General features: G+C 64.9%; 12 protein-coding genes. 8 read left to right on the forward strand and 4 right to left on the reverse strand.

What is annotated here, in order from left to right; all coding sequences use genetic code 11:
• Window positions 1-153: 153 nt before the first annotated feature.
• The gene (locus EDE08_RS30095; protein WP_131872502.1) at window positions 154-1,449 is read left to right on the forward strand and encodes a hemolysin family protein; all 1,296 of its coding nucleotides are present in this window, start codon (window positions 154-156) and stop codon (window positions 1,447-1,449) included.
• A 280-nt stretch (window positions 1,450-1,729) separates the two neighbouring features.
• On the opposite strand, the gene EDE08_RS30100 is transcribed toward EDE08_RS30095, so the two are convergent.
• Window positions 1,730-3,442 carry an FMN-binding glutamate synthase family protein gene (locus EDE08_RS30100; RefSeq protein ID WP_207913138.1) on the reverse strand — a complete coding sequence of 571 codons (1,713 nt, stop codon included), beginning with the start codon at window positions 3,440-3,442 and terminating at the stop codon, window positions 1,730-1,732.
• 415 nt (window positions 3,443-3,857) lie between these two features.
• The gene (locus tag EDE08_RS30105) at window positions 3,858-4,631 is read right to left on the reverse strand and encodes a ferredoxin--NADP reductase (RefSeq protein WP_131872504.1); all 774 of its coding nucleotides are present in this window, start codon (window positions 4,629-4,631) and stop codon (window positions 3,858-3,860) included.
• A 385-nt stretch (window positions 4,632-5,016) separates the two neighbouring features.
• Here EDE08_RS30105 and EDE08_RS30110 point away from each other — a divergent pair, with 385 nt between their 5' ends.
• The 6 genes from EDE08_RS30110 (at window position 5,017) to EDE08_RS30135 (ending at window position 11,206) form a co-directional block, all read left to right on the forward strand.
• Entirely contained in the window at window positions 5,017-5,835 is an 819-nt protein-coding gene (locus EDE08_RS30110; RefSeq protein WP_131872506.1) for an ATP-grasp domain-containing protein, read from the forward strand.
• A gap of 110 nt (window positions 5,836-5,945) precedes the next feature.
• A complete protein-coding gene (locus tag EDE08_RS30115) occupies window positions 5,946-6,947 on the forward strand; it encodes an NADP-dependent oxidoreductase (RefSeq protein ID WP_131872508.1) in 1,002 nt (333 codons plus the stop codon).
• 145 nt (window positions 6,948-7,092) lie between these two features.
• Complete coding sequence (locus tag EDE08_RS30120) at window positions 7,093-7,938, forward strand: hypothetical protein (protein ID WP_131872510.1); 846 nt, start codon at window positions 7,093-7,095, stop codon at window positions 7,936-7,938.
• Window positions 7,939-8,051: 113 nt separating this feature from the next.
• Window positions 8,052-8,267, forward strand: coding sequence for a hypothetical protein (locus EDE08_RS30125; RefSeq protein ID WP_131872512.1), 216 nt, complete (start codon window positions 8,052-8,054; stop codon window positions 8,265-8,267).
• A 189-nt stretch (window positions 8,268-8,456) separates the two neighbouring features.
• The gene (locus tag EDE08_RS30130) at window positions 8,457-9,596 is read left to right on the forward strand and encodes an FAD-dependent monooxygenase (protein ID WP_165936272.1); all 1,140 of its coding nucleotides are present in this window, start codon (window positions 8,457-8,459) and stop codon (window positions 9,594-9,596) included.
• Window positions 9,593-11,206: a benzoate-CoA ligase family protein gene (locus tag EDE08_RS30135; RefSeq protein WP_131872514.1), complete on the forward strand. Its 1,614-nt coding sequence runs from the start codon at window positions 9,593-9,595 to the stop codon at window positions 11,204-11,206. Before EDE08_RS30130 ends, EDE08_RS30135 begins: the two co-directional genes overlap by 4 nt.
• Before the next feature lie 224 nt (window positions 11,207-11,430).
• On the opposite strand, the gene EDE08_RS30140 is transcribed toward EDE08_RS30135, so the two are convergent.
• Both EDE08_RS30140 and maiA read right to left on the reverse strand, forming a co-directional pair.
• Window positions 11,431-11,943, reverse strand: coding sequence for a MarR family winged helix-turn-helix transcriptional regulator (locus tag EDE08_RS30140; protein ID WP_131872516.1), 513 nt, complete (start codon window positions 11,941-11,943; stop codon window positions 11,431-11,433).
• Window positions 11,933-12,565, reverse strand: coding sequence for a maleylacetoacetate isomerase (gene maiA, locus EDE08_RS30145; protein ID WP_131872518.1), 633 nt, complete (start codon window positions 12,563-12,565; stop codon window positions 11,933-11,935). Before maiA ends, EDE08_RS30140 begins: the two co-directional genes overlap by 11 nt.
• Before the next feature lie 206 nt (window positions 12,566-12,771).
• Here maiA and gtdA point away from each other — a divergent pair, with 206 nt between their 5' ends.
• The gene (gene gtdA, locus EDE08_RS30150; RefSeq protein ID WP_131872519.1) at window positions 12,772-13,812 is read left to right on the forward strand and encodes a gentisate 1,2-dioxygenase; all 1,041 of its coding nucleotides are present in this window, start codon (window positions 12,772-12,774) and stop codon (window positions 13,810-13,812) included.
• The last annotated feature ends 26 nt before the right edge of the window (window positions 13,813-13,838 follow it).

Raw genomic sequence — 13,838 nt, forward strand, 5'->3', positions numbered from 1 at the left:
TCACGTCGTCGCGGACGGGCTCGGGAACACTGCCGGACGCCGGCCCCCTTCGGTGCTCGAATGCCTGGGAATCGCCAGCATCTCCTCACCGAATACCTATATCAATGGCTTGCGCTGTCATCTGCGCCACACTTGCTTACCTCCGGAAGGTCAATGCTCTCGCTCGAACTCGTCATCGTCGTCATCCTGATCGTCATCAACGGCCTGCTCTCCATGTCCGAGCTGGCCGTGGTCTCGTCGCGTCCGGCGCGGCTGTCGCTGCTCGCGGCCAGGGGCGTACGCGGCGCGGAGCGGGCGCTGACGCTGGCCGCCGATCCCGGCAAGTTCCTGTCGACGGTGCAGATCGGCATCACGCTGGTCGGTGTGCTCTCCGGCGCGTTCTCGGGCGCGACGCTCGGGCAGCGGCTGACGCAATGGCTGCTCGAGCTCGGCCTCTCCAAGGGCATTGCCGACATCGTCGGGGTCGGGCTCGTGGTCACGCTCATCACCTACGCCACCCTCATCGTCGGCGAGCTGGTGCCGAAGCAGGTGGCGCTGCGCGATCCCGAAAGCATCGCGGTCCGCGTCGCGCCCGCGATGCATGTGCTGGCGAAGATATCGCTGCCGCTCGTCTTCCTGCTCGACATCTCCGGAAAGTTGATCCTCACGCTGCTCGGCCGCGGCGGCAGAACCGAGGAAAAGGTCTCGGAGGACGAGATCCATCACCTCGTCCGCGAGGCCGAGAGCGCGGGCGTGCTCGAGCCGGGCGAGAAGGAGATGATCGCGGGCGTGATGCGGCTCGGCGATCGCCCTGTCGGCGCCGTCATGACGCCGCGCACGGAGGTCGACGAGATCGACCTGAACGACGATCCGGCCGCCATCCGGGAGATCATCGCCAAGAGCCCGCATTCGCGCTTTCCCGTCTGCGACGGCGACCGCGACAAGCCGATCGGCGTGCTCCAGGCCAAGGACCTGCTGGTTGCCTATATGGACGAACGCACGCCGGACCTGCGCGCGCTCGTGCGCGAGGCGCCGGGCATTCCGGTGTCGGCCGATGCGCGCGACGTGCTGACCATCCTGAAAGCGGCGCCGGTTCACGTCGGCTTCGTCTACGACGAATACGGTGGCTTCGAAGGCATGGTGACCGCCACCGACATCCTCGAGTCGATCGTCGGCGCCTTCCATTCCGAGGCGGGACCGCCGGAGCCGGCCTATGTCAGGCGCGCCGACGACTCGCTCCTGATCTCCGGCTGGATGCCGGTCGACGAATTCGGCGAGCTGCTCGGCGTCGAACTGCCGCCGCACCGCTACAACACGGTGGCGGGCCTGGTGCTGCAACAGTTCAACGCGCTCCCCAGCGCCGGCGATGCCTTCGATTTCCGCGGCTGGCATATCGAGGTGGTCGATCTCGACGGACGGAGGATCGACAAGATCCTGGCGAGCCGGTTGAGTGAGGTCGAGACGGGGTGAATTGAGCGATAGCAAGCTGTCGTCCCGGACAAGCGCGCCTCAAGCGCGCGCCGATCCGGGATCCATAACCACAGGGAGGAGTTTGGCGAAGACTCGCAGTTCGGTACTGCGACCAGCCGCACTCGCTAGATCACGCGGTATGGGTCCCGGATCGGCGCTTACGCTTGTCCGGGACGACAGGTGAGTTGTGGCTCGAACGCGCGTCACACAGCGAGCGTCACCCGAACCTCACCCCGATCCGCACCAGCCGCGATCGCGATGAAATTACGCGACCAGAATCCTACAGCGCCGGCTGGAACGTGTCGGCGCGCGCCATGCGCCAGGCGTCGCGGAAGCGCGGGTCTTCCGTACCTTCGAGCAGCTCGCCCGGGCGCAGTGCCGGATAGAGCTGCGCGAAGGATTGCACCAGGGTCGTCGACGTCCGCTGGCTGAAGTGAATCGGGCGCAATTGCTGCGGATGTTCGAGGCCGGCGGCGGCAATGAGCTCCGTCAGCGAGTGCAGCGTCGCATGATGGTAATTTTGTACGCGGTCGATCTTGAGCGGCACGTAGAGCGCGCGCGCCCGCGTCGGGTCTTGCGTCGCGACACCGGTCGGGCAGCGGTCGGTGTGGCAGCTCAGCGACTGGATGCAGCCGAGCGAGAACATGAAGCCGCGCGCCGAATTGCACCAGTCGGCGCCGATCGCCATGGCGCGCGCCATGTCGAAGGCGGTCGCGATCTTGCCGGAGGCGCCGATCTTGATGCGGTCGCGCGCATTGATGCCGACCAGCGCGTTATGGACGAAATTGACGCCCTCGCGCATCGGCATACCCAGATGATCCATGAACTCCAGCGGGGCCGCGCCCGTACCACCCTCATTGCCGTCGACGACGATGAAATCAGGGTAGATGCCGGTCTCGATCATCGCCTTGCAGATCGCCAGAAACTCCCAGGGATGGCCGATGCACAGCTTGAAGCCGGCCGGCTTGCCGCCGGACAGGCGGCGCATCTCGGCGATGAACTGCATCATGCCTGTTGGCGTGGAGAAGACGCGGTGCGAGGCCGGCGAGATGCAATCCTCGCCCATGGCGACGCCGCGGATCTTGGAGATCTCCTCAGAGACCTTGGCCGCCGGCAGCACGCCGCCATGGCCAGGCTTGGCGCCCTGGCTGACCTTGAGCTCGACCATCTTGATCTGGTCGTCGCCGGCGACGCGCGCGAACGCCTCGGGATCAAACGTGCCATCGAGATGACGGCAGCCGAAATAGCCGGAGCCGATCTCCCAGATGATGTCGCCGCCCATCTCGCGGTGATAGGGGCTGACGCCGCCCTCGCCGGTGTCGTGCGCGAAGCCGCCCTTCCTGGCGCCGGCATTCAGCGCCCGCACCGCGTTCGGGCTGAGCGCGCCGAAGCTCATCGCGGAGATGTTGAACACCGAGGCCGAATAAGGCTTGGTGCAATCGGGGCCGCCGATGCTGATGCGGAATTTCTCCGTGGCATGCGTCTTCGGCGCGACCGAGTGATGCATCCACTCGTAGCCGTCGCGGTAGACGTCCTCCTGCGTGCCGAAGGGACGCTTGTCGAGCTCCATCTTGGCGCGCTGATAGACCACCGCGCGGGTGTCGCGCGAGAACGGCATGCCGTCCTTCTCGCTCTCGAAGAAATATTGCCGCATCTCGGGCCGGATTTCTTCGAGCAGGAAGCGGATATGCGCGGAGATCGGGTAGTTGCGCAGCACCGCGTGGCTCTTCTGCAGGAGATCGCGGATGCCGAGCAGCGTCAGCGCGCCGAAGATCAGGATCGGGACCAGCATGATGTCGAAGATCTTGCGATCCGCGAGGCCGATGCCGATCAGGAGAGCGGTGACCACCGCGCAGATCGTCAGCACGATGTAGCGCGGCGAGAACGGCAGCAGCAGGGTTTCCATGATCCCCTCTTCCGCCAGCGGCAGGCGTTTGGGGGATGAGTGTTCGGGCGATTCTCGCGTCTTGTTGTCGTCGGCCACGATTCCCATCCTCTCGCCCGCATGAGGCGGTACGATACGCCTGCGCCTGTCATACGGATATGACGTGGCCCTTGTTTCAGGCTAGCGAATTCGGCGGAGACAAATCAATCAGCCCGATGGGCGGTTTTGCGGTGCAGCAGAGGGGGGATGGAGGCGGCAGTCGATCCTGAGCAGACGCCGCGATGGGTCGCCAGTGGGACGCACACGCACTTCCACATATTCAGTTGTCGTCCCGGGCAAGCGTAAGCGCAGACCCGGGACCCATAACCACAGGGAGGGATGTTGGGCAAAGCTGGTGATTACCAGCCTTCGCAAAACGGCTCCCTGTGGTTATGGGTCCCGGATCGGCGCGCGCTTTGGGCGCGCTTGTCCGGGACGACAGCTGAGTGGATAATTAAGCGTTCGGCACGATGGCGAACGGCGCTTACCGCTCGACGAAGGCCTTCTCGATCACGAAATGGCCAGGCTTGTTGCCGCTTCCCTCGACGAAGTCGCGGCTCTCGAACATCACCTTCAGCTCTTCCAGCATCGCCGGGCTGCCGCACATCATGATGCGGTCGGTTGCGATGTCGAGCGGGCCCTGGCCGATGTCGTTGAAGATCTGCTCGGAGCTGATGAGGTCGGTGATGCGGCCGCGGTTCCTGAACGGCTCGCGGGTCACGGTCGGATAATAGACGAGCTTGTCCGCGAGCAGCTCGCCGAACAGCTCATCCTCGCGCAAGGTCGCGACCAGCTTCTCGCCATAGGCGAGCTCGGAGACCTGGCGGCAGCCATGCACCAGGACGATCGATTCGAACTGGTCGTAGACCTCGGGATCCTTGATCAGGCTCGCAAAGGGCGCGAGGCCCGTGCCGGTCGAGAGCAGCATCAGCCGCTTGCCGGGAAGCAAATTGTCGGTGATCAGAGTGCCGGTCGCCTTGCGGCCGACCAGGATGGTGTCGCCTTCCTTGATCTTCTGGAGGCGCGAGGTGAGCGGGCCGTCCTGAACCTTGATCGAGAAGAACTCGAGCTCTTCCTCGTGATTGGCGCTCGCCATGCTGTAGGCGCGAAGCAGCGGACGGCCGTCGACCTCGAGGCCGATCATGGCGAACTGGCCGTTCTGGAAGCGGAAGCCGGTATCGCGGGTGGCGCGGAAGCTGAACAGCGTGTCGGTCCAGTGGTGGACGGAAAGAACCTTCTCTCGGTAAAACGCGCTCATGATTTTCGATATTCCGAATAACTGCGGTTTTAGGGCAAAAGCGCTGCCCGGCCCCTGACACGGGGCGGGCACCATCTGCCATGGCGGAGGATTTCGCGTGTGTGATCTACGCCATTGAGACCAATAATCAACCTCGTTCCGGATGCAATTGATGCCGGTCAAATCGGCATTTGCGGCAGAACTGGTCAGATCATCAATGAATCTGCTGCCGGCTGCGGGAGGTGGGCAATTTCTTTTCCCTGCTGGGCTTGATTGCAGCACTTAATTTCCGTCGCGCTCGCGAGAATTTCATTAAGAATAGCTCTGATTTTCACCCGGTCTGGCGCCGATTCCCGCATTCTTGCGGCTTTTGGCGCCAGGGACGACTGAAGAGCGACGGGAGCAGATGGCAGACGGCGAGCGGATCTTCGTCCAGGCGATCAGGCGCTATTGCGCCCGGCATGGGATCACGGTCGATGTCCGCCCCGGCGGCTGGCTGATCGCGATGCGCCGGGACGACAGGCGCCACTTCGCCTTCGGCTATGACATCGGCCTCAACAGCGCCATCGCCCACCGCCTCGCCAACGACAAATCGGCAACTGCCGAGGCGCTGGAGATGGCCGGTGTGCCATGCGTTCCCCATCGGCTGTTCCTCAACCCGAGGCTCGGCAGGAATGTCGTTGGCCCCACCTGGCACGATGCCATGCTCGAACTGCTTCGCGACCATCCGCAAGGCGTGGTGGTGAAGCCGAACGAGGGAACGTCGGGACGGTCGGTGTTCAAGGTGTCGACCGAGGCGGAACTCGATCACGCGGTTGACGACGTTTTCTCGATCAGCGCCGGACTCGCGATCTCGCCCTATCTGGCGATCGAAGACGAGGTCCGTGTCGTGCAACTCGGCGATCTGCCGCTCGTCGTCTACAGCAAGCAGCGTGGCTCGGATTGGCGGCACAATCTCGATGCCACCGCGAAGCCCGTGCTGCTGGAGGACGGCAAGGTTCGGACGGCTTGCGTGAAGCTCGCGGCCGATGCCGCGAGCGCCATCGGCATCGTCTTCGCGTCGATCGACGTGGTGCGTGTCGACGGCGAATGGAAAGTGCTCGAGATCAATTCCGGCGTGATGATGGAAGCGTTGGGCAAGCTGCATCCGGAATTGGTGCAGGCAACATATGAAGCGGCGCTGGACCGGGTGTTCGGGGAAGATGAGCGGATGTTCCAGTTGTGAAATGGAACGCAGCGCTCTAGCCTTGAGCCGCGCACAGCAAATGCGGCCTGCGGGTCTTGTTCGCGGCGGCTGCATCAATGGTCGTCAAAGAAATCAAAGAGGGGAACGCCATGAACGGCAACGTCAATCGCCAGATTCTGCTGGTGGAGAAACCCAGCGGCAAGCTCGGCCCCGAGCATTTCAAGATGGTGGAGGGGACAGTGCCGGAGCCGAAGGACGGCGAGGCGCTGCTGCGCGTGCGATACATCTCGCTCGATGCCGCCAACCGCGCCTGGATGCACGGCGCGACCTATCGTTCCGCGGTCGAAGCCAACAGCGTGATGGCCGGCGGCGCCATCGCCGAGGTCGTCAGCTCGAAGGCCGAGGGGCTTGCGCCCGGCGACATCGTGTTCGGCGACACCGGCTGGCAGGAATTTGCCGCGGTGCCGGCCAAGCATCTCACCAAGATGCCCAAGCTCGAACCGATGACGCACCTGCTCAGCGTGTTCGGCATCGCCGGCCTCACCGCCTATTTCGGCCTGCTGGAGATCGGCAAGCCCAGGGAGGGCGAGACGGTCGTGGTCTCTGCGGCTGCGGGCTCGGTCGGCTCGATCGTCGGGCAGATCGCGAAGATCAAGGGATGCCGCGTCATCGGCATCGCCGGCGGTGCGGACAAGTGCAGGTGGCTGACCTCCGAGCTCGGCTTCGACGCGACGGTGGACTACAAGGACGGCGCGGTGTTCAAGGCGCTGCGCGCAGCGGCGCCGAAGGGCATCGACGTCTATTTCGACAATGTCGGCGGCGACATCCTCGAAGCCTGCCTGCCACAGATGAACAATTATGGCCGCATCGCCTGCTGCGGCGCGATCTCGCAATATGACGGCGCTCCTGCCGCGCACGGCCCGCGCGGCGTGCCCGGGCTGATCGTGGTGAAGCGGCTCGTCATGCAGGGCTTCATCGTGATGGACTACATGAAGGAGAGCCCGCGTGCGCTCGCTGACCTGCAGGCCTGGGTGAAGTCCGGCAAGCTAAGGGTGCAGGAGGATATTATCGACGGCTTCGAGAACACACCGAAGGCGCTGATCGGGCTGCTCGCGGGCGAGAACCGCGGCAAGCGAATGGTCAGGCTCTGAGACGCGGTCGGCGCTGGCACAATTGACTTGCGGGTGAGGTCAAAGCGGCGAATGATGCCGCCTTGCGAGGCGTCACTCGCGACGATTGCGATTACATTACATTTCAAGAATCCTCGGCTCACCCGACGGGCAGGAAATCATTCAGATGTTCAACACGTTGAAGCATGCATCGCGGCGCAAGGCGCTGCTGGCGGCGGCACTCTTTGCAGCCGCGACATCGGCAGCCGCGCAAGCGCCGACCGAGGCCCAGAAGAGCGCCATTCGCTCCGCTTGCCGCTCGGATTTCATCGCGCACTGCGCGAGCGTGACGCCCGGCGGCACGGAAGCGTTTCAATGCCTGGCGAAGAACATGTCCAGCCTGTCATCGGGATGCCAGACCGCGGTTCGCGCCGTCGAGCCCGCTGCGGCTCCGAAGACCGAAGCCGCGCCCGCCGCGCCGAAGACCGAGGCTGCGCCCAAGGAAGCCGCTCCCAAGGTGGAATCGACGCCGCCTGGTACGTCCAGGGCTGAGCCCGCGCCCGCAGCGCAGCCCGCCGCTGCACCGACGCCGAAGTCCGCTGCCGCCAAGCAGCCGAGCAGCGCGCAGGTGGCGGCCGTCAAGAGCGCGTGCCGCGCCGACTATCCCAAGGTCTGCGCCAGCGTGACGCCGGGCGGCGCGGCGGCGCTCGAATGCCTGGAGAAGAACAAGGCCAAGGTCTCGCCGGCCTGCGAGAAAGCCGTGAGCGCTGCAACCGGCGGCGGCGCAGCAGCGGCAGCGCCTGCGGGCGCAGCGCCGGCGGCGGCAGCAGCCGCGCCAGCCGTGATCGTCTTGCGTCCCTTGCTGCCGCGAGAGGAGCTGTTCATCGTGAGGTCGGCCTGCGGCGCCGACATCCGCACGCTCTGCGCCGGTGTCGCGCCCGGCGGCGGCCGCATCATTCAATGCATTTCCAACAGGGCGGCCTCGCTGTCGCCCGCGTGCAAGGACGTGCTCGCCCCGTTCGCGGCACGATGAGGCGGCGCATCGCGCGGCAATGATGGTCGGCGTGGGAAAACGAACTGCCGCGCGCCTGCAACGACAAGCCTTTTGCAAGCATCATTTCGATAACGACAAATCGGGAGAACAACTTGCGTTCATTGCTGCTCGTTGGTTCTGCTCTCTTCGCCTTCGCCGCGACCATGACGTTCGAGGCCACCGATGCCAATGCGGTGGTGTGCGCCCGCGGCGTGTATCGCGCCGGCTGCGCCGGTCCGAACGCGGCCGTCGTGGTCCGCAAGCCCGTGCCCGCGGTCCGTTGCACCAGGGTGCTGGTGAACGGGGTCTATGTGAAGCGCTGCGTCTGACACCCCCGGTGGCCAATTCGACCCGGTTTGGCTATGGTTCGGACCTGAGGTTTCGGACACCGGCGAAAGGGGTGTTCGAAGGCGGACTTTGGCGTGCCGGCCTTGCCGATATTTCCGCTGGCGCCGGGCGCCGGAGCACATTAGTCTACCCCTAGATAGTAAGTATACTGTCAATTAGGGAGGCAGACGTTGCGGATCGCCGTGATTGGCGGAGGGCCCGGTGGGCTCTACTTCGCCTATCTTTGGAAGAAGCGTCATCCCGAGGATCAGGTCGACCTGTTCGAGCAGAACCCGGCCGACGCGACCTGGGGCTTTGGCGTCGTGTTCTCCGACCAGGCGCTGGAATTCCTGCGAGCCGACGACCCCGAGACGGTCGATGCGATCGCCCCGCATATGGAGAGCTGGGAGAACATCACGCTGAACCTGCACGGCGACAGCGTCGCCATCGACGGGGTCGGCTTCTCCTCGATCGGGCGCCTCGAGCTGCTCAGGTTCCTGCAGCAGCGCGCGCTCGAGGTCGGCGCCACGCCGCGCTTCGACACGCAGATCCAGGCGATCGACCAGCTCAATGGCCATGATCTGATCGTCGCCGCCGACGGGCTGAACTCGCTGGTGCGCCGCGCCTTCGAAGGCGATTTCGGGACGTCGCTGTCCTACTCCTCCAACAAGTTCGTCTGGTACGGCACCTCGAAGCGCTTCGACACGCTGTCGCAGACCTTCGTGAAGACCGACCGCGGCGCCTTCAACGCCCATCACTACCGCTATTCGCCGGGCATGAGCACGTTCCTGGTCGAATGCGATCACGCAACATGGCAGGCCTACGGCTTCGCCTACAAGGACGTCGAGCAGTCCAAGGGTGTCTGCGAGGAAGTGTTCGCCGACACGCTTGGCGGCCACTGCCTCGTCTCGAACAAATCGGTCTGGCGCAACTTCCCCTGGGTCTGGAACGAGCACTGGTCGTTCAAGAACATGGTGCTGCTCGGCGACGCCCTGCATTCGGCACATTTCTCGATCGGCTCGGGCACGCGGCTCGCGATCGAGGACGCGATCGCGCTGGTCAAGGCGCTGGAGTCGGATGCGCATCTTGCGACCGCGCTGCATCGCTATCAGGCCGCGCGCAAGCCCATCGTGCAGAAGCTCGTCGATGCCGCGCGCACGAGCGCGTTCTGGTACGAGCACTTCGCCGAGCACATGAAGCTTCCCCTGATGGACTTCGCCTACAGCTATATCACCCGCTCCGGCCGCATCGACGATTCGCGGCTGCGCGCGATGTCGCCGGCCTTCATGGCGCGCTACGAGGCCGCCAAGAACGGCGGAGATGCCGCATGAGCGACGAGATCCGCGACCAGGTGCCCGCGGACAGCCCGGGCGCACGCGAAATCGGCTTTGCCGTTCCTGAAACTTACAATGCCAGCCGCGTGCTGTTCGACAATTTGGCCAAAGACCGCGACGACAAGATCGCGCTCGTGGGCCCGGCAGGCACGCAGACCTATGCCGAGCTCTGCGGCGAAGCCTGCCGCTGGGGCAACGGATTCGCCTCGCTCGGCCTCAAGCGCGGCGATCGCGTGCTCCTGTTCCTCGACGACACGCCGGCCTACCCGGCCGCCTTCTTCGGCGCGGTGCGGGCCGGCTTCGTGCCGCTCCTGATCAACACGTTGACGCCGCCGGACCTCCTGCAATTCTATCTCGCCGATTCCGGCGCGACTGTCGCGGTCGTCGAGTCGGAATTCTGCACGCGCTTCAATGCGGAGGCCTGCAAGGACACGGAGCTGCGGATGCTGATCGTCGTCAATGGCGAGGCGGGCGATCACGCGGCGCCGCGGGCGGTCGCGGCGGCAGACTGGCTCGCGCAATTCCCGGCCGATCTCGCCGAAGCCGACACAGGTCGCGACGAGATGGCGTTCTGGATGTATTCCTCCGGCTCGACCGGACGGCCCAAGGGCATCGTGCATCTGCAGCACGACATGGCCTATAGCGATGCCGCCTTTGCGCAGAACGTGCTGAAGCTGACGCCTGACGACATCTGCTTCTCGGTGCCGAAGATCTTCTTTGCCTACGGCTTCGGCAACTCCGTCACCTTCCCGTTCTCGGCCGGCGCCGCGACGCTGCTGCTGCCGGGCCAGCCCAAGCCTGCATCGATCTTCGCGGCGATCGCGCAATACAAGCCGACGCTCTTCTTCGGGCTGCCGACGCTTTATACATCGCTGACAAAGGCCGGCGGCGCGGACAAGACGGACTTCTCTTCGCTGCGCATGGCGCTCTCCGCCGCCGAGGTGCTCTCGGCCGAGGTCTTCAACGGCTGGAAGGCGCTCACGGGACTCGAAATCGTCGAAGGCCTCGGCTCGACCGAGGTGCTGCACATCTATCTCTCCAACCGGCCCGAGCAGAAGAAGCTCGGCGCCGCCGGCCTGCGCGTGCCCGGCTACGAGGTGGCGCTCCGCGACAAGGACGGAAACGACGTCGGCGACGGCGAGGAAGGCATCCTGTGGGTGCGCGGCGATTCCAACACGCCGCTGTACTGGAACCGGCCGGACAAGTCCGCGGAAACGATTCGCGAGGGCGGCTGGATCTACACCGGCGACCGCTTCGTGAGGGATGCCGATGGCTTCCACTTCTTCCGCGGCCGCGCCGACGATCTCATCAAGATTTCCGGCCAATGGGTCTATCCGCTCGAGGTCGAGCTGTGCCTCGCCGATCACCCCGACATCCGCGAATGCGCGGTGTTTGCCGCCGAACTGCCGGACCGGCGGATGACGCTGAAGGCGGTGGTGGTGATGAACAACCGCGCCGCCGACCAGGGCGAAGCGACGCGCAGGCTGCAGGACTACGTCAAGGGCAGGCTCTTGCCCTACAAATATCCGCGCGAGGTGATCTTCATCGACGAGCTGCCGAAGACGGGCACGGGCAAGATCGACCGGCAGGCGTTGCTGAGGATGTGAGGCGACGGCGCCGCCACACATTCGCTGTCGTCCCGGACAAGCGCGCCTTAAGCGCGCGCCGATCCGGGACCCATAGCCACAGGCGAACGTGGTTACGGGGACGCGGAGTTATCTGCTCGCGCCCAACTCCTTCCTGTGGTTATGGGTCCCGGATCTGCGCTCCGCTTGTCCGGGACGACGGCGATGAATGAGGCGCGAGCGGAGACCCGCTCACTCACATCCCCTCAGCCGCTCTTCCCCAGATGCTCCAGCGCGTCCTCCGCCCGCAGCGGCACGCGCGAGGCCTCGTTGTTGAGATCGACCAGCTGCACCAACAGCCCCATCAGCGTCTTGCGGTCGGCGGGCTTCAGAGGCTCCAGCATCCGCGCCTGGGCGCGTTCGACGGCGGGAATGATGTCGCGCAGGATCGCGGCGCCTGATTTGGTCAGGTGAAGCAGCTTGATCCGCCTGTCTTCCGGCGCCGGCTTGCGTTCGATATAGCCCTTGGCCTGGAGCCGCTCGATCACGCTGCCGAGCGTGGAGCGGTCGAAGGCGATCACCGCCGACAGCCGCGTCGCGTCGATGCCGGGATGGGTATGGATCGCGACCAGCGCGGCATATTGCACCGGGGTGAGATCGAACGACTTGCACTCCTCCATGAAGATCGAGACCGCGATCTGCTGCATGCGCCGGAACAGATAGCCCGGCGCGGCATAGACCGCGTCCATGGTGATCGGAGCGGCAGGCTTACTCGGCATCGGGCTGCTTCTCCGGTGCGGCGTCGGCGAAGGCGGGCAGCGCCTTGGCGGCAGCCTCGGCTTCGAGCAGGCGCGGATAGGCGGAGACGTCGACGCCGAAGCGGCGCGCATTGGTAAGCTGCGGCACGAGGCAGAGATCGGCCAGCGTCGGCGCATCGCCGAAGCAGAACGGCCCCTTCTCGTCTCGGATCAGGGTCTCGCAGGCCGACAGGCCCTCGCGATTGACCCACGCCGCCCACTCCTGGACCTTCTCCTCGGGCAGCCCGAGCTCGCGCAGCCGCGCCAGCACTTTCAGGTTCTGCACCGGATGAGTGTCGCAGGCGATCGCCAGCGCAAACGCCCTCACCTTGGCGCGCTGCAGCGGATCCTTGGGCAGCAGCGGCGGATTGGGGTGGGTCTCGTCGAGCCATTCGATGATAGCCACCGATTGTGTCAGCACTACACCTGCATCGTCCTCCAGCGCCGGCACCAGGCCCTGCGGGTTGATGGCCAGATAAGCGGGCGCGCATTGTTCGCCCTTGCGAAGATGATGCGGCAGATGCTCGGCGCCGAGCCCCTTGAGGTTCAGCGCGATCCGCACCCGATAGGCGGCGCTGGAGCGGAAATAGCCGTGCAGCTTCATTGGGACCCTCCCTCGTGATTTTCTGTCATTCCGGGGCTCGCGAAGCGAGAGCCCGGAATCCATACTCCCGATCGTGGTTATGGATTCCGGGCTCGACGCTGGCGCGTCGCCCCGGAATGACAGCGACCTTGTAGGCCCTTAGCCACGTTGACGCTACCTAGATCGTCAGTATACTGTCAATCAACAAACGATCGGGAGCAGCAACCATGGAAGCCGTGACCAAGACGCCGGAACGCGAGGCGTTCTACAAGAAGATCGACGGCGAGAATCTCACCGCGCTGTGGACGGTGATGAGCGACCTTATCACGCCGGAGCCGAAGAGCGCCTGCCGGCCGCACCTTTGGAAGTTTGACGTCATCCGCGATTACATGACGGAGGCCGGCAGGCTGATCACAGCCAAGGAAGCCGAGCGGCGTGTGCTGGTGCTGGAGAACCCGGGGCTGCGCGGCCAGTCCAAGATCACGACCTCGCTCTACGCGGGGGTGCAGATGGTGGTGCCCGGCGACGTCGCCCCTGCGCACCGGCACAGCCAGTCCGCACTGCGTTTCGTGCTCGAAGGCAAGGGCGCTCACACCGCCGTCGATGGTGAGCGCACCGCGATGGAGCCCGGCGATTTCATCATCACGCCGTCCATGACCTGGCACGATCATTCCAACGAGACCGACCAGCCGATGTTCTGGCTCGACGGTCTCGATATCCCCTTGGTGCAGTTCTTCGACTGCTCCTTTGCGGAGGGATCGAAGGAAGACCAGCAGAAGATCACGAAACCTGCCGGCGACAGCTTTGCGCGCTACGGCCACAATCTCTTGCCGGTCGATGTGAAGCGGAGCTCGAAGACCTCGCCGATCTTCAGCTATCCCTATGCCTACACCCGCGAGGCGCTGGACAAGGCCCGCGCGAGCCAGGAGTGGGACGCCTGTCACGGGCTCAAGCTGAAGTTCAGCAACCCCGAGACCGGCGATTTCGCCATGCCGACGATCGGCACCTTCATCCAGCTGTTGCCCAGGGGATTCAAGACCGCGCGCTATCGCGCGACCGACGCGACGGTGTTCTGCCCGATCGAAGGCAAGGGCCGCAGCCGGATTGGCGATGCCGTGTTCGAGTGGGGCCCGCGCGATCTGTTCGTGGTGCCGAGCTGGCACTGGGTGACGCACGAGGCCGACGACGACGCCGTGCTGTTCAGCTTCTCGGACCGGCCCGTGCAGCAGAAGCTGGATTTGTTCAGGGAAGATCGCGGGAACGCGTGAGGACGAGGCATTGGCCCAATACCCGG

Source organism: Bradyrhizobium sp. R2.2-H (assembly GCF_004346455.1).
GTDB lineage: Bacteria > Pseudomonadota > Alphaproteobacteria > Rhizobiales > Xanthobacteraceae > Bradyrhizobium > Bradyrhizobium diversitatis.

What these genes read in the sequence shown, in the direction of transcription:
- gtdA (WP_131872519.1), top strand. Translation starts at nt 12,772, where the DNA reads ATGGAAGCCGTGACCAAGACGCCGGAACGCGAGGCGTTCTACAAGAAG.
- EDE08_RS30110 (WP_131872506.1), top strand. Translation starts at nt 5,017, where the DNA reads ATGGCAGACGGCGAGCGGATCTTCGTCCAGGCGATCAGGCGCTATTGC.
- EDE08_RS30115 (WP_131872508.1), top strand. Translation starts at nt 5,946, where the DNA reads ATGAACGGCAACGTCAATCGCCAGATTCTGCTGGTGGAGAAACCCAGC.
- EDE08_RS30120 (WP_131872510.1), top strand. Translation starts at nt 7,093, where the DNA reads ATGTTCAACACGTTGAAGCATGCATCGCGGCGCAAGGCGCTGCTGGCG.
- EDE08_RS30135 (WP_131872514.1), top strand. Translation starts at nt 9,593, where the DNA reads ATGAGCGACGAGATCCGCGACCAGGTGCCCGCGGACAGCCCGGGCGCA.
- EDE08_RS30100 (WP_207913138.1), bottom strand. Translation starts at nt 3,442, where the DNA reads ATGGGAATCGTGGCCGACGACAACAAGACGCGAGAATCGCCCGAACAC.
- EDE08_RS30105 (WP_131872504.1), bottom strand. Translation starts at nt 4,631, where the DNA reads ATGAGCGCGTTTTACCGAGAGAAGGTTCTTTCCGTCCACCACTGGACC.
- maiA (WP_131872518.1), bottom strand. Translation starts at nt 12,565, where the DNA reads ATGAAGCTGCACGGCTATTTCCGCTCCAGCGCCGCCTATCGGGTGCGG.
- EDE08_RS30140 (WP_131872516.1), bottom strand. Translation starts at nt 11,943, where the DNA reads ATGCCGAGTAAGCCTGCCGCTCCGATCACCATGGACGCGGTCTATGCC.
- EDE08_RS30095 (WP_131872502.1), top strand. Translation starts at nt 154, where the DNA reads ATGCTCTCGCTCGAACTCGTCATCGTCGTCATCCTGATCGTCATCAAC.